Raw genomic sequence first — 20726 nt, 5'->3', positions numbered from 1 at the left:
TGACGCGAAAATCCTTTTTTGTCGCCCTGCGCGAGCTTATATTGAACGCAGTCGAAGTGAAGGACAAAAAAGATTGACGCAAAAAGCAGGACTAGCATTAAAATAAACTACTGCAATTGCTTTCCCATATATATTTATGACACAACCTCCAAAAGACTACCTGATTTCAAATGCATAACTCCCCGCAGACAGCTGAATTTTATTATCGATGATTTTATTCCCCTGATAAACCTTCGCTCCTTTTGATTCAGGGAAATAGACTGTAGCGGTAGAATTCGCAGGTATAATCACCGCATAATGAACCCCATCTTTTTGGCGCTTCCAGTTTGAGGTAATCTTCCCGAATGGGCCGTCGTGACTGGCAGAAAAATGATCAAGTCCTGTTACAAAGTTGGGTTTTAACAGAATGTTGCTAAAGCCAGGCTTAGTTTCATCCACCCTAATTCCCCCTAAACCTTTAAAAAACCAGCCGCCTATTTCGCCAAACATCATGTGGTTGTCTGAAATGTCCCTTTTCGCACCCATATCCCAGTTTTCGTGAAGCGTTGTTGCACCGTTAACAATCCACCAGCCCCAGCCCGGGTAGGTATCCTGCGCAGCAAGTTGATAAGCAATATCACTATGACCGTTATCACTGAGTGCATCCAAAACGGTTTTTGCACCCAAAACCCCCACATCAATATGCATACCATCAGCTTTTACCCGTGCTGCAAGGTTATCGGCAACACGTTGTCTTGAAGCTTCAGAAACAACGCCCCAGCGAAGCGCCATGCTCAACTCAGTTTGTACGCCTTTGCCATATATCCCTTTTTTACTGTCAAAATATTTATCGTTAATGGCCTTTTTAATCTTTTGGGCCAGCTGGCTATAATGTGAATAATCCTCTAGATTTCCAAAAAGTTTAGCGGCCTTTGCCAGGATATCGGCATCTACATAAAAATAGATCGAAGAAGTATATTCCAGATCAGAGGTAGATTTAACAGGCACCCAATCGCCACGGCCAAAACTTGTTAAGCCATCTTTGCTTGTACCTTCAACATAGTTAACATATCTTTTGATGCTTTGATAATTATCAGACAGCAACTTGCTGTCGCCATAAAAAAGATAAATTTCCCAGGGAATAATGGCAATGGTACTGGTCCAATCCGTTCCGTTGGCTGTTCCATAGCCCCAGCCACCTGTAGGGATAATATCGGGCAGTACGCCGTTCGGCTGCTGCTCATCGCGGTGATCGCCCATCCATTTCTCATAAACGGTAATCCCGTCAAAATTATAAAGCCCGGTTTCGATGGCAAAATGTCCATCTCCCGTCCAACCGTTTTTCTCCCTTTGCGGACAATCCGTAGGAAATCCATATAAGTTTGACAGGTACGAATTGTTCGTGGCCCACCAAAGCTTATCGATAAGCGGATTTGATGACGAAATTTCACCAACAGCGGGAACATCACTATGCATAAAATAACCCACAAGGCTATTTTTCTCAAGTTTTATCGGGTTACTGCTGATCACCTCTACATATTGAAAGCCCTTATAATTAAAGAGCGGCATAAATTCTTCTTCTCCCTCGCCCTTTAAAATATAAATATCAGTCTGAAAGGGATCAGAACTATCTTTTGGCCGATGGTATACATCAATATTGGATAAATCAGTATGACCGCTGGCATACAAACGCTCAGCATGTTTCAACCTGATCACCGTACCTCTTTTACCGGAAACTTTGATTTTGCTTACACCGGCGATATTTCTTCCGAGATCAAAAAGATAAGTCGTATCATCAAACTTGCGGATGCTTTTTGCAGCAATTTGTTCCACATTGCGGATGGGGTGCATTACCTGTGAGACAATATTTTTGGAAGGTGCAGCCCTCAAAGTTATCCCGCGCCATTTGGAATCATCAAAGCCGACGGTATTCCAACCCTTTTGTTCCAGGCGGGCATCGTAATGTTCTCCAGTGTAAATACTGTTGGAAACAATTGGGCTGAAACTGGTCTTCCAGCCGTTGCCAGAACTCACGGTTTCTACCGAGCCATCGGTATAGGTAATCCTGATATCAAGACAAAATGTTGGACGGGCCCTCCACGGGGCCTTATCAAAATTCCATACCGCTATGGATTGGTGGTTGTACCAACCGTTACCCAATAGCACACCAACTGCATTTTGCCCTGCTTTCAGGTTTCCGGTTACATCATAACTTACATAGAGGTTCCGGCGGTCGAAACGGGTATACATCGGATCCAGACGGTGGTTACCTACCTTCTCCCCATTTAAGTAAAGCTCGTAAAGACCTGCCGCAGCGATGTACGCCCTTGCAGACCTGATCTTTTTAGTACTCTGGAATTCTTTACGGAAATAAGGTGCCGGCAGAATATTGATGTCGTTCCGGTCGCTGATCCAGGTTCCTTTCCAGTTTTCCATGCCCATTAATCCTGTTTCAAAACTAGAAATGACTATTGGTAGCGCCCGGTCATCTTTATCCCACACTTCGAGCCGCCAAAAATATTTGGTAAAGGGCTGTAGTTTCTTGCCCTTATAAGTAAACAACGATGATGAGCCGGGCAATTTTCCCGAATCCCAGAAAATCCCCTTTTTAAGCCCCATATTCAGGGAGTCTGTGCCAATGGTAATCCGGTACGCATGTTGTGAGGCACCTTTCCGCTCATCAAGCATCATCCACGATAATCGTGGATTAGGGTTATCCAAACCAATCGGACGCTCCATGTATTCACACTGTAAACCATAAGATTTAGCTGCATGGCCAGATTGCGCGACAGCAATTAGCGTGAGAAAAAAAAGAATGCCCATGATGGGCTTTGTGTATAGTGATTTCATGATTTGGCAAATTTACGGTCGGTCAATGATACAATAAATTAATTTTAACAGAAAACCCGGGCCGCAGCCCGGGAATTCACCATTTACTAACTAACCGTATTTTAATTATTGAGGATTTTGTGATAGATTATCCAAAATCACCTCCCTTTGCGGAATTGGCAAGAGAATCTTATTTTGGGTAAGTACATATGCACCAGATGGGTATTGCGCCGGAGCCTTTGCGATTTCGCGCTGACCATGTGGATTCATCACCTCTAATGCTTTGCCTGTACGCACCAGATCAAACCATCTGTGATTCTCGAAAGCCAGTTCAACTTTGCGTTCCTGGTAAATTGCTTCGCGAAAAGCCGCCTGTGTGCTTACATTTAATGCAGGGACAACATTGCCCGAAGTTTTATCCGGAATACCCGCACGTGTACGGATGGCATTTAATAAATTAAAAGCTTCTCCGTTAGCCACAAATCCCTGTTCGTTTAGGCATTCGGCAATCATGAGCATGACATCTGCATAACGGATCACCGGAAAATTAACATTGGTTTGCCCTGGCTGCACAAAACCCTGATTGTATTTTTTAATATAGGGTACCGCAACAAATCCCGAAGTACCTGTGAAACCTTCCGCGAGCGAAACATCTTTCCGTACGTCGCCAGCTTCGTAAGAAGCAATCAGATCGCTCGTTGGGGTATTCCAGCCACTGGTAAAACTGAGGTTCGTTCCCGGGTCTTGCGTAACAATGGTACCAGAGTTAAACGGCGCAAACTGATACATAAAGTTGCTCGAAAGGTTTGTACCCACGGTAGCATAATACTGAATTTCAAAAATGGATTCCTGATTATTTTTGTTGGCCACCTGAAAGATACCTGCATAGGTTGGCATCAGGCTATAACCAGTTACTTTTCTAAGTGCGGTAAGTGCTTCACCAAATTTTTTCTGGGTCATGTATACTTCTCCTAAAAGTGCGTTGGCGGAGCCTTTTGTTACCCGGCCTTTATCTGCTGCCGCATAGCTGGCTGCTTCTGGCAATTTGCTGGCCGCATCATTAAGATCGGCAATAATCTGGGCATAAACAGCATCAACTGTCGCTCTGCCCTTTGATGGAGCATCGGTTGGAGATTTGATTGCCTCTAAACGGAGTGGCACACCGCCAAACTGCCTCACCAGATTAAAATAATGGAAAGCCCTCAAAAATTTAACCTCGCCGGTAGCCTGCGCACGCGCAGCTTCCGACATTGGAATAGCGTCCACATGGTCTAATACATCGTTAGACCTGAAAATGGCGGTATAGCTGTCTCTCCAGAAGTCCTGAAGCAATGTATTGGCTGAATTGGCCAAAAATTCATCCACCTGTTCCCTGTTCTCCTGCCCCCTCTGTGGCGCATTGTACTGAAAGGTGGTATTATCTGAGCGCATTTCCCCAAAAAGCCAGAAACTAAATGTGCCTAGTCCGCGCAGGCTACTGTAAGCACCGTTAACACCCTGTTTCAGGTCGGATTCAGTTTTCCAGAAATTACTATTGGTGAGGTTGGCTTCTGGCGACTGGTTTAAAAAGTCTTTCTTGCACCCAAAAAAGGAAGAAGCAAGAACCAATAAGCCAATTGGTATATATAATGATTGATTTTTCATGTTTTTTGTTCTTGATTAAAACGTCATGTTAATTCCAGCGGTGATAATTCTTGGCAGTGGATAAGCTGTAAAATCGCGTCCGGGCGTAAGCGCAGAAAATCCGTCATTGGTACCGGCCTCGGGATTTGCACCACTGTACTTGGTGAAAGTAACCAGGTTCTGTACGCTGGCATACAAGCGCAGTGCTTTGATTACTTTCGAATCGGTAATGAATTTTTGCTTAAAATTATAACCAAGAGAAACGTTCTGAATGCGCAGGAAACTGGCATCCTCAATCCATTGGGAGTTTACCTCGCGGTAAAGCGTTCTGCCGCCAACAGTGGTTGGCGCAAATCCATTTCCAGGATTTGATGGAGATCTCCACCTGTCGAGCACCTTGCGGTCTACATTAAATACACCATCGGTATTGGTGAGGAATTCATTTCCCGTTTTCATGATCTGGCCACCCTGGCTACCCACAACCAAAATATTGAGATCGAAGTTTTTGTATCCAAAAGTATTGGTTAAGCCATAGGTAAAATCAGGCTGGGAATTCCCCAATACGGTAAAATCTTTAACCTCCTCTATAATCCCATTACCATCGATATCTTTATACCTTACCGAGCCTACAACAGACGATCCGTGTTTAGGCTGACTGGCCAGCTCTGCGGCATTTTGATAAATGCCATCAAACTGGAAACCAAAAAACTGCCCGATCGGTTTTCCAACTTCTGTTTTATGCGTTGAATAACCTCCGCCACTTCTGCCGCTATAAATCGGTGCATTATTGTTTCCGGGATTAAGTTCGAGTACCATATTTCGGTTGATGCTGATATTGGCATTGGTGTTCCAGGTAAATTCGCCGGTCAGGTTTTTCGAGGTAATCCCGATTTCAAATCCCCTGTTTCTTACTTTACCCAGGTTGATGGTCGCGTTAGAAAAACCTGAAGCAGAAGGCAGCTCAGCATTTAATAACAGATCGCTGGTAATGCGGTTATAAAAATCGAATGTCAGGTTTAACCTGCTGTTAAATACGGCCAAGTCTAATCCAAGATCCAGTTCGTCGGCCGTTTCCCAGGTCAGGTTTTCGTTTGCGATAGAACCGGATACCCGGCCACTGGCTAAACCTCCGCCGAACGAATAATTAGAAGAACCGATATTTGCTGCATATTGGTAATTTGGAATATTAAAATTACCGGTACGGCCATAACTTGCTCTTACCTTAAGATCGCTTAACCAGCTCAGATCCTTGAAAAATCCTTCCTGAGCAGCACGCCAGGCCAACGCAACTGATGGAAAAGTACCATAACGAAAATTGGAGCCGAAACGGGATGAACCATCTGAACGTACCGTTGCGGTGAACAGGTATTTATCCTTAAAAGAATAGTTTACCCGTCCAAGGTAAGAGATCAAGCCCCATTTTTCGATACCAGCGGCAGCGCCGTTCAATAAGGTGGAAGCATTGATGGTCTGGATCAGGTCATCCGGATAATTGGTCGCACCAAATGAGTAACCTTCATATCTTTCCTGCTGCGCCGTGTAACCCGCCACCGCACTAATCTTATGATCTTTACCTAAGGTCTTATCATAAGAAAGCGTAATTTCCGACAACCAGTTTGAAGTGGTGTTCTGAGCGGTACTGGATGAAGGAATGGATAGATTTGGGTTCTGATTGCCTGTTTCTCCGATCACAAAGGTTGGACTGAAAGCAAATGAACTGTTATTGGTATAATCGTAATTGAAACTATACTTTGCCTTTAAGCCATCTACAATCCTGTATTCAGCAAAAGCAGTGGCCAGTCCCCTAAAATATTTGGCTTTTGTTCCGGCAAACTCCAGTGTGTTCAAGGGGTTTCCGGCGCCAATGGCTCCCGGTGAGGTAATAAATACAGTCCTGTTGCCCGCAGCATTGGTTATGGGTACAATTGGACTCAGCCATAAGGTCCTCGTTAATACGTCACGGATGCCGGATTCGAAACCGTTCCGGTTCTGTACGCCTCCGCTTGGTGCGATGCTCAATCCCAGTTTTATTTTTTTACTCACATCCGATTCGATGTTAAAGTTAACGGAGTAACGTTTGTAGTCGGTGTAACGGATGGTTCCTTCCTGTTCCAAACGCCCGATTGAAGCCGAATAACGGGTGCTTTCTGAACCTCCACGGATACTTGCGTCTACATTGTTCTGCATGGCGGTTCTAAGCACCGCATCGTACCAGTTAGTTCCTTCTCCATATTGTGAAGGATTTCTAAACTGCACAGGAATATCATTATCAGTTGCCGTTAAACCGCGCGAGGCAAAATCGTCAATGATCATTTCTTTTCTGAACTGTGCATATTCCGTACCGTTAAGTACATCCGGTCGGCCTTTTTGCGGAACTTGCTGAGCACCTATATAAGAATTTACACTGATTACCGGTGGCCCGGTTTTACCTCTTTTGGTGGTAATTACCACCACACCATTTGATCCCCTCGAGCCATATATTGCTGTGGATGAGGCGTCTTTTAACACGGTTACCGATTCGATATCATCAGGACTGATTACATTCAACGGGTTATAAGCCTGTCCACCTGAATTGGAAATCGCAAAACCATCTACCACAAACAAAGGATTATTCCCGGCCGTAATAGATCCTGTTCCCCTGATCTTGATATTTACACCACCTCCAGGTGCTCCAGTAGGTGCACTGATCTGTACACCTGCAATCTGTCCAACCAATTTTTGGTCGATCGAACTTACCGGAAGATCTTTTACCTGGGCTGATGAAAGTGTAGATACAGAACCCGTGAGGTCTTTTTTCTGCGTGGTTCCATACCCCACAACCACTACCTCAGTCAAACTATTTTCTGATTCTATAAGCTGGATTGCTGTTAAGTTTCCGGAAGCCGGAATCTCACGCGTGGTATAACCCTGATAAGTAATGACCAGGATATCGGTATCTGCAACGCCGTTTAGGCGAAATTTACCATCTCCATCAGTAATGGTGGCTCCTTTTCCCGATTTTACCCTTACGGTTGCGCCGGGTATAGGCTGCCCTTTACTATCTACTATCCTTCCCGATACATCTAAGCGATGTGTTTTTATCGAAAGACCTTCCTTGGGGCTAGTCTCGGTAACAGGATACGCTAAGGCTGGTGTACAGAAAGCGCTGAGCAGACAGGTTGCCATCAGGGCAGAAGCCCTGAGTACCGGCAGACCTGTTTTAGCCCGAAAGCATAGGTAATTGCTTCTCTTTGAAGTATAATTTTCCATGATTTGTTGGTTTGGGTATATATGAATTTGATTAAGCTATTCTTGATGATGAACCGTTCTCTACGCGTAATGAGGAGCGCTATAGGATCCGACAGAAGATAAATAATGCTGAAAAAGATTATTGTTATTTCCAGCAACAGGGTATTTCTTTTTGATTTTCCCAGGAAAAACGAGACAGACGAGAAATGTCAGTAAGGGATAGGTTTTAAACATACAATTGGTTAGATTTTTTTTAGATAGCCTGCGGACACACTAACTAAAACGTTTAACCAAAAATAGGGCATATACAAAACATGCCCTTTATACTATTTGATATTCCCTTTGTATTTTATGATTTTCAACTATAAGCTATTACCGCTGGCATGTGCCCTAAAAACGGTGGGGCTCGAACCTGTTTTATCTTTAAAAAGCTTAGAAAAATAAAAATAGGAGTCGAAATGCAGTCCATAGGCAATCTCCTTTATTGGGATATTACGGTCGTTGAGCATTTCTTTTGCTTTTTCTATTTTCAGCTGGATATAGAACTGACCTGGTGAAACTCCTGTATAGGACTTGAAGAGTTTACGGAAATAAGAATAGCCTATGGCCAGTTCTTTAGCGGCCTGTTCCGGAGAAAATGCAGACATCAGTCTGGAGCGGAACAATAATTTGGCCTTATCCACCAGCAACTGCTTCTCTTCTAATTGCACCATAGGTTCTTTTTGAAGCGCATGGATACAGCCTAACAAGTGCATGGTTGCACCAGATATCTGTGGCTGGTAATTAATATGCTGTTGCCGGGTTTTTTCGATGATGGAGTTAAAAAGACCAAAGGCCTGTTCATTAAAGCCCAATTCAATACATGGTTGCCCCGGACTAAAGATATTTCGCTTTACCAGATCATCCATGATCGAACCTCTAAAACCTATCCAATATTCGTTCCAGCCTGTTTGTAATGAGGGTTTGTACCTATGCCTTTCGCCCGGAAAGAGTAATATTACTGTTCCGGATCTTACCAAAGAACTACCAAAACTCTCCGACTCAAAAATGCCTTCGCCTTCAGTTACATAAATCAGCTGATATTCGCTTAAAACCCGTCCATTTTGCCAGTTAAAATCATAATTTTCGGGGTGTCCATTAAGGGGATAGCCACAATCAGCACCAATTTGCATGTAGCCGGCATTAAGCACATAAAGCCCCCAGTTTTCATCGTCTTTTACTAAAGGAAGATAATTATAATAATTAGTCATCTTACAGATTATCTTTAATGTTTCAAATGCTGAGCGCGTTAAGATCCGTCAAAATCAACAGTAAATAATAGCTGTGAAGTTTTTGATTAAAGAGAATGTATCATTTTTATCATTGAATCCGTTTGTCACGCTGAACCTGTTTAAACGCCTTGCAAGACATTTAAACAGGTACTTCGACTACTCATCCCGATTAATCGGAAAGCCCAGGATGACAATTCTATTTATGATATACCCTCGTTAAATTTTAATAGCCTGGGTTTTGCACCATATTCAGGTTTCCGGCCATCTCTTCTCCCGGGATGGGCCACAACCAGTCTTTGTTGGTAAACTTCCTGGTTTCGGCAATTACCGTAACACCGGTTGCAGGATTGGTTGCGCCATACACAACACCATTCATCACCTGATCGGCAATACGCCATCTTCTCATATCGAATAAGCGGCTCCCTTCAAATGCCAGTTCAACACGGCGTTCTCTACGGTAGAGTTCGCGCATTTTTGCTTCTGTATTGTATACGGTGGTATTAACGTTCGGCATGCCGGCCCTCTCGCGGATCTGGTTTAGATAGGTTACTACGTCAGTATTGCTCCATTGACCGCTTTCTACCAAAGCTTCAACATACATTAAAAGTACATCCGCATAACGGTAGATCATGAAATCCAACGATCCGTTTTCCGGACGGGTACGGTCGGCCAGATCGGCATATTTCCTTACCCAAAAACCTGTACGAGAGGAGTTGTTCGCACCAATTGCACAAACATTTGGCAGTGGCGCAAATGGATCAACAAGTGTATAAAAGGTAGCGCCCGGATAAATGATACTGGCTTTAAACCTCGGATCACGGTTATCGTTATAATTGGGGTTTCTTTTGTAGATCTCCAAACTGTCGGTACCCAATTCAGCCAAAGTTTTACCCTGCCTGGTTTCATAGGTGTTTACCATAGCAGCAGTAGGGTTTACGGTCGATGTTCCACCTGCATTTGGCGGAGCAAGCCTAAGAAAAGCATCTTTGTGGTTCCCGTTCTGTATCGAGATAATCCTTTCTTTATTGGTTTCTCCCGAATACATAAAAAGGTTGAGATAGCTATTCTTTGGGTCAGCAGCTTTGTAAAGCTCATAATAACGCAGATCGATCACCTCTTTTGCTGCCGATGCCGCTTGTGGATACATGCCGGCGTTAAGAAAGGCTACAGTTTTCATTGTCAGGGCAGCCCCTTTGGTTATACGGTTAAAAATATCCCCACCCTGGGCAGAATAATCTAATGGCAGGCCTGCAGCACATTCGCTAAGTTCGGAAGTAATAAACTGGATCACTTCTTCTTTGGTATTGCGTTTAAGGTCTGATTCGTTAGGTGTGATGGATTTGGTTACAATGGGTATCGCACCATAATATAAAAACAGTTCCAGATGAAAGAAAGCGCGATAAGCCCTTACCTCGAGCATATACCTTTTAAGATCTGCCGGATCAACATAAGCACTCGATGCATTCTCCAGAAAACGGTTGGCCAGCCTGATCCTGCTGTAGTCGTCTCTCCAAAAAGGTAAAACGGCCATAAAGGCAGATGGAGGCAGGATCGGTGTGGCATTGCCCAATGCAATGGTATTGATTTCGGGAAGAAAATTCGCGGTCCACACTGCATCATCGGTAAGCCCGGTGAAAGAGATCCGGGTATTTCCGTTAAAATTAAATACCCCTCCCGGAAGTCCTCCGGCAAGATCATTCACTACGGTAAGCAATTGGGCCTCTGTTTTCCAGAACTGCTCATCGGTAGTAGAAGTCGGGTTATCTTTGGTCAAAAACTCCTTCGTACAGGAAGGAAAGAACAGCAGGTATGCTGCCGCTAATACATATATCTTTTTCATAAGAGAATTTCCATAATTGATCGGCCATCCGGGATGGCCGGTTTTTACGTTGATCTGTTGTTTTTTACTTGCCATGACCTTTAAATTTTAACATTGATTCCGAAAGTATAAAATCGCATCATCGGGTAGGTGGTATCCGCCCCTCTGGTTTCAGGATCTAAATATTTCATATCCGTAAAAGTGAAAGGGTTCTGGGCATTGAAATACAGGCGCACCTGCGAAAGCCTTGCTTTTTTAATCAGCTTTTCGTTAAAGGTATATCCAAGCTGAATAAAACGTACCCTTGCAAATGCGGCATTGGTTTGCCAATAATCGGAAGCAAGGGCATTGTTGCCAGGCGAAGGGGTTAACCTTGGAAGACTGGCTCCGGTATTTTCAGGTGTCCAGGTATCGGTTTGCCAGGTCATCGGTGTACCGCCACCATCAGTAAAGTTCAACGGGGCATTGTAACGTCCGGTATAATAGGCGTCGGTTTTGGTAAAGCCGTTGAGCTGTGCCTGCAGATCAAAACGTTTTAAGTCTAATCTCATGTTCAGAAAATAGTTGCCTTTTGGATTTGGATTGCCGATAACCGTACGGTCGGCACTGGTGATCTGTTTATCACCATTTAAATCCAGATAACGGATATCACCTGCAACCTGTCCGGCAATAATGGGTACTCCGGCAGCGATATCAGCCTGTTGAAGAAGGCCATTGCTCATATACCCATAATAACTGTTCAGCGGAAATCCTTCTTTCTGTATCTGCGATCCGTTAACGTAAGGGCCTTTGGTTAAGCTGAGTATTTTGTTCTCATAGTAAGAATAACCAGCGCTCACACTGCCTTTAAGCTGCTTACCAATTTCATAATTATAGTTTACCGCAACTTCCCAGCCCTTATTGCTTACCGAACCTGCATTTACCGGGATTGAACTGCCCAGACCTGAGGATAAGGAAAGCGGCGGGGTAAGCAGGATGTCTTCGGTTTTTTTATCAAAATAATCAACCGTCAAACCGATCCTATTCTCCAAAAATGAAGCATCAAGACCAATATCAAGCATTTTTACCGTTTCCCAGGTAATGTCGGGATTTCCGATTACGGCTTCCCTGCCGGTCCCGGCATTAATGGTGGTCTGGTACTGATAAAGCCCTACGTTTTGGTTATTGCCCAACAGACCATAAGAGGCTCTTAGCTTTAGGTTGCTAATGGTTTTAACGTTTTTTAAGAAACCTTCTTTATTGATATTCCAGCCTACCGCTGCTGAAGGAAATACACCCCATTTCTTCCCAGGACCAAATTTAGATGAACCATCAGTACGGATGGTACTTTCAAAAAGATATTTATCGTTATAAATATAATTCAGCTTTAGGAAAAAAGAGGCCAGGTTTGCTTCTGCAAACTGATTACTGGTACTGGGATTATCCATTTCCCTTGATAAACCAGCTAAACCATAAATGGTGTGTTTCGCAAAGGTTTTGTTATAATCCAATGTAGCCGACATGTACTGATAGTTCTTTTTAGCCAGCCCGGTCGTTTTAATCGCCCCAAACTGATAACGGAGTGCATTGGTAAAATAATCAAGAAAATTATAGGCATCGCGGTTGGTTACCGAACCGGTGCTAAATGTCCTGAAAAGGTATTGTCCACGAAGCTTTAAACCTGGGATAATATCCCATTGGGGCTGGAAGTTGATATTGATGTCGTCGTCCTTACTTAGCGTATAACCGCCTCTTTCCAGCTCGGCGAGCGGGTTTAACATTTCGCCGTACACGCCATAGGCCTGATAACCATCTGCCCTATCCGGGTATTTAGCTACAATATTTGGTGGAATCCGATACGTTTCGTACAGAATATACCCGGGGCCACCCGCACCTGCGGCAAGGTTACCGATCCGTTGTACGGGTCTTTCGCTTTCTTTTCTCACCAGGGCCAGATCCAGGTACATCGACAGTTTATCACTTAAAGTTACACTGGTATTTGCCCTTAGGTTATACCGGTTAAAACTGGTATTGGATATAATACCGTCCTGCTTGAGGTAACTTCCGGTTACGGCAAACCTTGCCAGGTTATTCCCACCCGAAATACCGATGGTATGGTTCTGCGAATTGGCCTGATCTTTTAAAATCAGTGCAGACCAGTTGGTATTTGGATAAACCAGCGGATCTGTTCCCGCTCTGGTAATATCGATCTGACTTTGGGTATAGGTAGGTGTACCGCCATTGTTGCGCTGGGCAAGATTGACCATCTCCATATACTGCGGTGCTTCCACAAAATCAGGGATATAGGTTGGTTTCTGTATACCGAAATATCCATCGTAAACAATACTCACCTTCCCTACCTTACCTCTTCTGGTCGTTACTACGATTACCCCATTTGCCGCTCTGGATCCATAAATAGACGCTGCCGCCGCATCTTTTAATACACTAATGCTTTCAACAGTGGTTGGATCAATATCATCCAAAGGATAAGGTACACCATCTACCAGGATCAGGGGATCTGACACACCAAGGGTAGAAATACCCCTGATCAGGATTTTTGCAGCATCACCACCCGGAAGACCCGAGGCCTGTTGCACGGTAAGACCGGTTACTCCGCCTTGTAATGCTTGCGAAAGCTGCGTAATGGGTTTATCCTGAATGGTTGCTTTGATGTCAACCAGGCCCATGGAGTTGGCCAGATGTTTAAGCTTGCGTTCGGTATATCCGGTTACCACTACCTCATCGAGGGCATTAATGTCTGCCACCAGCGAAATGGTTAGGTTTTCCTTTAAGTTACGAATGGTATATTCCTGGCTTTTAAAGCCCACGTAGCTAAAAAGCAATATATCACCCTGATTCACAGATATTTCAAAATTACCATTCGGATCGGTTGTTGCCGAAACCGCTCTGTCTTTGACCTTAACAATAACCCCAGGTATAGGGCTTGGTGGTTCTCCATTGTCATACACGCGCCCTTTAATTTTAAACAGGCTATCCGCACTGCTCTTTACCAGGGGAATACTTTTGATAATAACAGCATTAGAAGATATCGTATAACTCAGGGGCTGTCCTGCCAGACATTTTTCTATCACCTGCTTTAAGGGCATATCCTTAACGTTAAGGTTTATGGGTGCTATTTTTTTTAGGTCGGCAGAACGGTAAAGGATATCGTAGCCTGTCTGGTCATGCAGCTGGGCAAAAACTGACTCTATAGCCAGGTTATTGACCTTCAGGGTTACTTTCTGTGCGTGTATCGATGCGCTTACCTGCATGAGGGTAGCTAAGCAAATAAAGAATGTCAGTTTCATTCTGAGCAAGATTGAACTTAAGGGCCGGGCATAGGGCTCCCCTAAGAATCTGGTTAAATTTCTATACATTTGTTTGGGTTTAGTTATTGTTGATTTCCGATTAATTGTAATTATCCTGAACGGTGGTTTAAACCGGTGCCGGAAGTGGTGAGAAACTTCCGGCTTTTTTTGGATAACTGTAAAGGTTTAGCGTAGTGTTATTCCATTACAATAATCCTCCTTCCTTCAATCTTAAATTTTAGATCACATAATACTTCCAGATTTTTAAGCAACTCCGCAAGTGGCCTGTTACGGTTAAGGGTGCCACCGAAAAGCTGTTTAGCCGGCGATTTTGTAAATACAACATCAGCATCATACCACCTCGAAATTTTTTTCATAATCGCGGCAATGTCTTCATCCTTAAAGCTGATCAAACCACTTTTCCAGGCGATGGCCTGTTTGAGGTCTGCGGTACGGATAGCAATAAGCCCCCCTGATCTGGCCAATATTGCCTCTTCACCAGGTTTTAGCACTGCATTTTCATCCTTGTTGCTGAGGCGTACAGCGCCTTCGAGTAAAGTAGTTCGCATCTCTTGTTGATCCTGATAAGCATTAACATTAAAATGCGTGCCCAGTACCTGTACAACAGTACCCCCGGCACTCACCTTAAATGGATGCCTGCCGTCTTTCGCTACTTCAAAATAGGCTTCCCCGGTTAGTTCGACCAGGCGCTCATGACCTGTAAATACCGTGGGATAACGTAATCTAGAGGCTGCATTCAGCCATACTTTGGTACCATCACCCAGCACCAGCGAAAACTGCCCGCCACGTGGGGTTGTTAAAGTGTTGGTCTCAGCGGCTTCATTTACCGTATTTATCCGGGTGTAATCAAGCCGGTTTTTATGCTGTATGATCCTTGCACCAGCAAAAGTGGTATTTATGGTGGTTGCGGAATCCAGTTGGATAAGCGCTTCTTTCCCTAACGACAGCACCGCATGGTCATAACCTGGCGTAAGTGGTCCTTTTGCGATTTGATTTTGACTTTCCGATGGATTTCTGCCAAAAAAATAATAAAGAGAGAAACTTACAGAGAGCACGACGAAAAGAGATGCCGCAATTGCCAGATACCGCTTCATGATAAGCTGTTTTTTTGGAGCGGCCGCTATGAAGCGTTTGTCTTCAAGTATTTTTGAATAAACAGGCAGCATCCGTTCATGATCCCAATCATCCTTTAAACTTTCAGGGGATAAGACCTCTTGGATTGCTGCTGAGAGTTCTTGCTGATCTGCTACGGAAATATAGTCCAATAATTCTTTTGTCTCCTCTGGACTTATCGTATCTGAAAAATAGGCGTGAAGTAAAATAGTAAGTCTGGTTTTGTCCACTTGCAGAAAATTAGGTGCGTTCTTAATATAGAACACACATACGCGTGCATAGGACTAGTTGGAATGAATTTATTTTTTAATCCAGGAAAAAATAAGGGACTAGAAAAAAGAGATGGCTGTAGTTTAGCTTCGATTTTAGGGTTTTAAGCGCTTCAACCATGTGGTTTTTAACGGTATTGGGTGATATCTGGAGTTTTTCGGCGATCTCCCGGTGCGAAAGCCCTTCGTCCCGGCTCATTTTGAAAATCAATTGCTGCTGGCTGGGCAGTTTTTTCAATAGTGTACCTACAAACTGCTCCATATCGTTGGCCAGAATTTCTTCTTCTGTAGCATTGTGTAATTCAGAAATCCTGCTAATCAATCCTGAAAAAAGTTCGGCAGATTGGTTAATTTTTCTCAGCTCGTTTAAGCATAAGCGCTTGGCAATAACATATAGATAAAGATAAATATTGCCCTGTCCATCTAACTTTCCCCTGTTAACCCATAGATTGATAAAGGTTTCCTGTACAATTTCTTCACTTTGCTGCTGACTTTTCAGAAAACGGAACGCTAGTGCATAAATTTTCCGGCCATACAGCTTGTACACACTGTTGAAAACAGAAAGATCGCCCGATCTCAAAGATGCAAGGTCAGCAGCTGAAATTGTTTTGTGCAATTTGGTTTGTATTAGGGATAATCCCTGTAATATTAAAACTATTAAAGTGAATTTGCAAATTTCAACAAGCTATTGGTCAGCCTCTTGATACAGGACAGTACAGGATGCCAACATCATAATATGTTGATTAAAACACAAACAACCTGGCTATCACAGCCGATTTATATTTTAAATATTTTCGGTCTATGCGAGATTAAATCAAGCTTATCCAGATGAGAAAACAATAAATAATAAAAATATTTGGTTATTGTTGTCGAATATACTATATTTGCAACAACAATAATCAATAACATGAGAAAATTAGATTTTGCTTCCCTTCAGGTTAGGGATTTAGACACTTCGAAGGAATTTTACACCAATAAACTGGGATTTGACATTTCGGTTACTACACCCGACGCCTGTATTTTTAGCTACAATAAAGGTGAGGCCAGCTTTGCCATCCGAAAACCGATGGTAAACCTGGAAGGAAAAGAGCTTGGCGTCGGCGTATCATTATGGTTTGCTATTGATGGAAATATGGAGGACTTAGTGAAACAGCTGGCTTTGGTAGAAGTTAAACCTATGGGCGCCATCAACACCACCCCATTCGGTAAAACATTGATCGTAAAAGATCCGGATGGATACAATATTACTTTTTTACAACCAAACCAGTCCTAACATGGAAAATCAAAAACCAAGATACTGGATTATCGTAGCCTCCAAAGACCATGTTAAAAATGGTATAGCGGAGGGATTTGCCCAGGCTTGCCATGGAAAAGCCGCGCCCTTAAAAAGAATGCACCAGGGTGATTTTATCATCTATTATTCCGGAAAACAAACAATGGGGCAACCCCAGGCTTGCCAGCAATTTACCGCTATTGGCAAGGTTACCGATGCGCATACCTATCAGTTCCAGGTTACTGAAGATTTCTGCCCTTCAAGAAGAAATATAGATTTTTTACCAAGCAAAGATATTTCTATCTTACCTTTGATTGCAGAACTGGATTTCATCCAAAACAAAAAAAGCTGGGGTTATCCATTTCGCTTTGGTTTTTTCGAGATCCAACACCACGATTTTGAACTGATCTCCTCGCACATGCTTATCCACCACTATGCCTAAAAAAATAGAATTCCATTTTAAGCGTCCGCAGGATAGCCCGGGTTATCTGCTCGGGCAGCTGACTATGTTATGGCACCGGAAACTGAAACGGGTGCTTGATCCCTTAGACCTCACCCATACCCAATTTGCACTGCTCTGTGCCCTGGCATGGCTCTCCAGAGAAAGTGACAATGTAACTCAAATTGATATCGCCAACCAGGGCAATGCCGACCGGATGATGGTTTCTAAAGTATTGCGTACGCTGGAGGAAAAAAAATTCATTACCAGACGGGAGCATAAAACCGATACCAGGGCAAAAACCATCAGCCTGACCGAACATGGCGAAATCATACTTCAAAAGGCCATTATCGCTGTGGAGATGGCAGATATAGAATTCTTCTCTGCGCTGAATACAGACCTCCCTATATTCAATTCCAACATGGCCTCTCTGATCGAAATGAACAAAAATGACTAAGATGATGATAAACAAAAAAAGCATTTTTTTTAAGAACTGCTTTTAAATTGGAGATTATCCAAAAGTGGTTACTTTTTTCGCTCCAAAACGGCCAATCGGCCGATTTTAAGCAGTTTTAAGCTCCCGGAAAGCCTTACTGACTCAATATTTTCTCTTAAAGAAACCAGAATGGCAATACGCCAACAAATATTACAGGCTTTGATTAAAAGAAATTACTAACGATTGCAAAAGCTGCGACAGGCCATTATATTAAAAATCCTGATCAGGTCTAGATCACAAAGGCTTTTAATTCGCACATCTTGCCTTCACGGAATCGCCAGATGTCGCAGTACTCATAATCGATCCATTCGCCATTCTCCTCCTTCAGGCTGATTTTGCCAGTGGCGATAAGCAATTCGCCTTCGGCCACGAGGTTTTCAACCCTGAACTTAGGCGGCTCCAGGTAGGCGGTTGTCATATATCGCCGGATGGCTTCTTTACCCTTTAGCACTTTATCGCCAATAAAGGTCCATACCGAATCATCTGCACAAAACGATAAAAACATTTCATGATTGCCCGCAACAATAGCTGCATTTGCCTGTTGCAAGATTGCTTTGTTATTTGAAATCATACTTTATTATTTTTATCTCAATAAACATTCCACCTGCATACTTGTTTTTTTATTCGCGTACGGAAGATGGGATTTCCCGGACGCAATCCTGCCACAATGTACTGATGAAACCCCTCATGTGATTGACGCGCTACTTGAGTTTGGCTGAAACACCGGAATAAGATTAAGTTGAAGTGAAAATAACGAAATCATAGAAACTGACAATATGCTATCGGCCGGAAATTTTATTAAAAGCGTTTCGCCCAGGGATTTACCGTCAAATTCATTGAAAACTAAAAAAGATGGATTTGAATAATCTTTGAGTAAAATTGTTAAACGCTATTCCAGACTGATGAACATTGAGGAAAAGTTGATCGTCAACCTGCCAAATTGCTTGATCACATCCTGACCGATATTGCCATAAAAACAGTCTTTCTCCTCCATAAGGCTTTCACTAAAAAGGTGCACATCATTAATTTGGAGTCTACGGCCGTTTATCAATGGCCTATAGGTAACCTTATATCCCTTTTTCCTGAGCACCCCACCGGCACCGCCAAACTGAAGTTAGGTCTGAGCATATTTGCCCACAACATCATTGAAATGTTTTCGTAAGTACTTACTATACAGCATCGTTCCTTAAGCACCCTTATCAAAAGTAAAATATTCTCCTTCAAGATCAATTATGGGCGTTAGGAAGTCAAGGGCCATGTTCTGCAGGTCCCCCTTCGATCTCACTTTTGGCACAATGAACTCATCATCCCGCGTAAGCTGGATTTCTTTGAGTCCTTCAATAACAGGAAAGCCGATAATGCCATTGATCTGGTATTTTATCTGTGGAAAGGCCAATGCGCTGTCGGGAAAGACCAGAAATACCACATTTCTAACGGTGATATTACCAATATAAAACTCAGGGCACAGGGCAAGTCTGGAATTTACCTTAGCGCCGGTTATGGCATCTACCTCAAGTGAGCCTTCAAGCGATTTCATCCCCAGCACCCGGGCTGTCGTCTCGCTTACTGTAGAAAAATTGGCGCCAGTATCAAAGATAAAGTCTGAAACTGATCCGTTGGCTTTTACCTCCAGATTGGCTAGTTTGGCCTTGTCCCACCTCATCTTGATCGCCGTATTTGCCTTAACGTGAATAAGCTGCTTTGGGCTGCCAGCCAATGCTTTCCAAATGACTGCCATGTTTTGGTAGTCTGCACTGTCCTCTGCAGCGAGCAGCTTGCCATAATCGGCGAATATCTCACCATTCACCTTAAAGGCATTTGCATACTCAAAAAGTCTCACATGGTTTAATAGCTTTAGCCGCAGCAGTGCTAGTTTCAGTGAATCACCTGTGTGCTTCCCAAAGCGGTCCAGAAAAGTAGTTATAGCCTTATTAGACGCTGCGGGCTGGTTGAAAGCATGCGCAAGATAAGATTCGATCACCAGCTTCTCACGTAGCGACATCATACCCTGTGAGGCTGTGTAAAAATCCCGGGCGCGAAAATAATCCTTTTCCTTCAAAAATGCCTGCAACTTATCATAGACTGTATGTTGCTGGGCAAGACAAACCTTTGGAAACACCATATAAAGGAAGAGTACCCACCATAAATTTCTTATATTTTTTTTACCATAATATTTACATCAAAGTAGTGCATATGCTGCTTCCTATTTCACCTGAACGTCTGATCGTGGCCGAGCACGATGATCTTCTTTAATAAAACCTGAAAGAATTCCTTTGGTAGAAACGCCACTAAAAGACAAAACGTTACAGGCCTTGTCCATAATATTGAGCACCCCTTCCGGACCGAAAGGCAGCTCATCTCTTAAAACCAGGAAGACAAACAGCAAACAACCTGACTTTTTTAGTAGAAATGTCAGACAAATGAAATATTGATTAAGCTCCCACTGTAAGACCTGTACTTGGATTGATTTTTGAAACAGGATATACAAATTGCTTTAACTGCCATGAAAAATTTTCTTCCATTTCTGTTTGCTACCGCTATCTCGATCATCGCCATATTTTCATCCTTTACCCTTGCTGATCCTGAGTTGGGGATTTCTACAGCCCTTGTTAGCTGGGTGGCCTGCATCTGGATAATTTCCGGGAACCGTAAAAACCAGAATTGCCTTTCCTAAGTGCTCACACTTAGCGTATCATTATTTTTAAGATGTCCCAAGGGGGACCAATTTTGAATTTCTTAAAAAAGAGTCATTCCGGCAGCGGAATTATTATCAAATTGCGATTTATAAGGAAGGTCTCGCGGTCGTATTGCGCTTTGCACAAAGGAATGAAAATCAATAGGCCTGCCTGATAAATGGTTATAACCGGCACAGCCGGTCGATTATTTCACTATGCATCGGAAATTCTGACCTTAATTCATCTTTTTTAGCAAGTTCAAATTCCCCGAACTCAAATCCTGGTGCTACCGCGCAGCCAATGTCGTTAAGTTAAGCTATATCCCTCTGTACATTAAAGGTTTTCTTTTTTCCTTGTAAACCTTCATTCTTTTGAAGCTTCTGTTGGGCCTGACTATATCCGTG

Annotated in this window: 15 protein-coding genes; 4 read left to right on the top strand and 11 right to left on the bottom strand. The window is 43.2% G+C overall.

Annotation, left to right across the window (positions count from 1 at the left end; translation table 11 throughout):
* Nucleotides 1-156: 156 nt before the first annotated feature.
* The 8 genes from AC04Q1_RS26270 to AC04Q1_RS26235 all read right to left on the bottom strand — a co-directional run bounded on the left by AC04Q1_RS26270 (nucleotide 157) and on the right by AC04Q1_RS26235 (nucleotide 16055).
* Nucleotides 157-2829: an alpha-L-rhamnosidase gene (locus AC04Q1_RS26270; protein WP_478367491.1), complete on the bottom strand. Its 2673-nt coding sequence runs from the start codon at nucleotides 2827-2829 to the stop codon at nucleotides 157-159.
* A 105-nt stretch (nucleotides 2830-2934) separates the two neighbouring features.
* Nucleotides 2935-4452: a RagB/SusD family nutrient uptake outer membrane protein gene (locus AC04Q1_RS26265; RefSeq protein ID WP_478367490.1), complete on the bottom strand. Its 1518-nt coding sequence runs from the start codon at nucleotides 4450-4452 to the stop codon at nucleotides 2935-2937.
* Between the two features lie 15 nt (nucleotides 4453-4467).
* Entirely contained in the window at nucleotides 4468-7680 is a 3213-nt protein-coding gene (locus AC04Q1_RS26260; protein WP_478367489.1) for a SusC/RagA family TonB-linked outer membrane protein, read from the bottom strand.
* Between the two features lie 341 nt (nucleotides 7681-8021).
* Nucleotides 8022-8909, bottom strand: a complete 888-nt coding sequence (locus AC04Q1_RS26255) for an AraC family transcriptional regulator (RefSeq protein WP_478367488.1) — start codon at nucleotides 8907-8909, stop codon at nucleotides 8022-8024.
* Nucleotides 8910-9153: 244 nt separating this feature from the next.
* Nucleotides 9154-10845: a RagB/SusD family nutrient uptake outer membrane protein gene (locus tag AC04Q1_RS26250; RefSeq protein ID WP_478367487.1), complete on the bottom strand. Its 1692-nt coding sequence runs from the start codon at nucleotides 10843-10845 to the stop codon at nucleotides 9154-9156.
* A 5-nt stretch (nucleotides 10846-10850) separates the two neighbouring features.
* Complete coding sequence (locus tag AC04Q1_RS26245; RefSeq protein ID WP_478367486.1) at nucleotides 10851-14036, bottom strand: TonB-dependent receptor; 3186 nt, start codon at nucleotides 14034-14036, stop codon at nucleotides 10851-10853.
* Nucleotides 14037-14233: 197 nt separating this feature from the next.
* Complete coding sequence (locus AC04Q1_RS26240; RefSeq protein WP_478367485.1) at nucleotides 14234-15400, bottom strand: FecR family protein; 1167 nt, start codon at nucleotides 15398-15400, stop codon at nucleotides 14234-14236.
* A gap of 76 nt (nucleotides 15401-15476) precedes the next feature.
* Complete coding sequence (locus tag AC04Q1_RS26235) at nucleotides 15477-16055, bottom strand: RNA polymerase sigma factor (RefSeq protein WP_478367484.1); 579 nt, start codon at nucleotides 16053-16055, stop codon at nucleotides 15477-15479.
* 291 nt (nucleotides 16056-16346) lie between these two features.
* On the opposite strand from AC04Q1_RS26235, the gene AC04Q1_RS26230 reads away from it, so the two are divergent.
* From AC04Q1_RS26230 to AC04Q1_RS26220, 3 genes are read left to right on the top strand one after another with little or no spacing between them, the layout of a single operon-like run.
* A complete protein-coding gene (locus AC04Q1_RS26230) occupies nucleotides 16347-16712 on the top strand; it encodes a VOC family protein (protein WP_478367483.1) in 366 nt (121 codons plus the stop codon).
* 1 nt (nucleotide 16713) lies between these two features.
* Entirely contained in the window at nucleotides 16714-17154 is a 441-nt protein-coding gene (locus tag AC04Q1_RS26225) for an EVE domain-containing protein (protein WP_478367482.1), read from the top strand.
* Nucleotides 17147-17608, top strand: coding sequence for a MarR family winged helix-turn-helix transcriptional regulator (locus tag AC04Q1_RS26220; protein WP_478367481.1), 462 nt, complete (start codon nucleotides 17147-17149; stop codon nucleotides 17606-17608). Before AC04Q1_RS26225 ends, AC04Q1_RS26220 begins: the two co-directional genes overlap by 8 nt.
* Before the next feature lie 268 nt (nucleotides 17609-17876).
* Here the strand turns inward: AC04Q1_RS26220 and AC04Q1_RS26215 are convergent, their stop codons facing one another.
* From AC04Q1_RS26215 to AC04Q1_RS26205, 3 genes are all read right to left on the bottom strand, one after another.
* Nucleotides 17877-18218: a nuclear transport factor 2 family protein gene (locus AC04Q1_RS26215; RefSeq protein ID WP_478367480.1), complete on the bottom strand. Its 342-nt coding sequence runs from the start codon at nucleotides 18216-18218 to the stop codon at nucleotides 17877-17879.
* 615 nt (nucleotides 18219-18833) lie between these two features.
* On the bottom strand, nucleotides 18834-19769 hold the full coding sequence (locus AC04Q1_RS26210; RefSeq protein ID WP_478367479.1) for a retropepsin-like aspartic protease: 936 nt from the start codon (nucleotides 19767-19769) through the stop codon (nucleotides 18834-18836).
* 81 nt (nucleotides 19770-19850) lie between these two features.
* The gene (locus tag AC04Q1_RS26205; protein WP_478367478.1) at nucleotides 19851-20033 is read right to left on the bottom strand and encodes a hypothetical protein; all 183 of its coding nucleotides are present in this window, start codon (nucleotides 20031-20033) and stop codon (nucleotides 19851-19853) included.
* A gap of 117 nt (nucleotides 20034-20150) precedes the next feature.
* On the opposite strand from AC04Q1_RS26205, the gene AC04Q1_RS26200 reads away from it, so the two are divergent.
* The gene (locus AC04Q1_RS26200) at nucleotides 20151-20321 is read left to right on the top strand and encodes a hypothetical protein (RefSeq protein WP_478367477.1); all 171 of its coding nucleotides are present in this window, start codon (nucleotides 20151-20153) and stop codon (nucleotides 20319-20321) included.
* Nucleotides 20322-20726 lie beyond the last annotated feature (405 nt).

Source organism: Pedobacter humicola (genome assembly GCF_056490705.1).
Note: the sequence above shows the minus strand (reverse complement) of the source record. Positions and strands in the feature narration are given on the sequence as shown.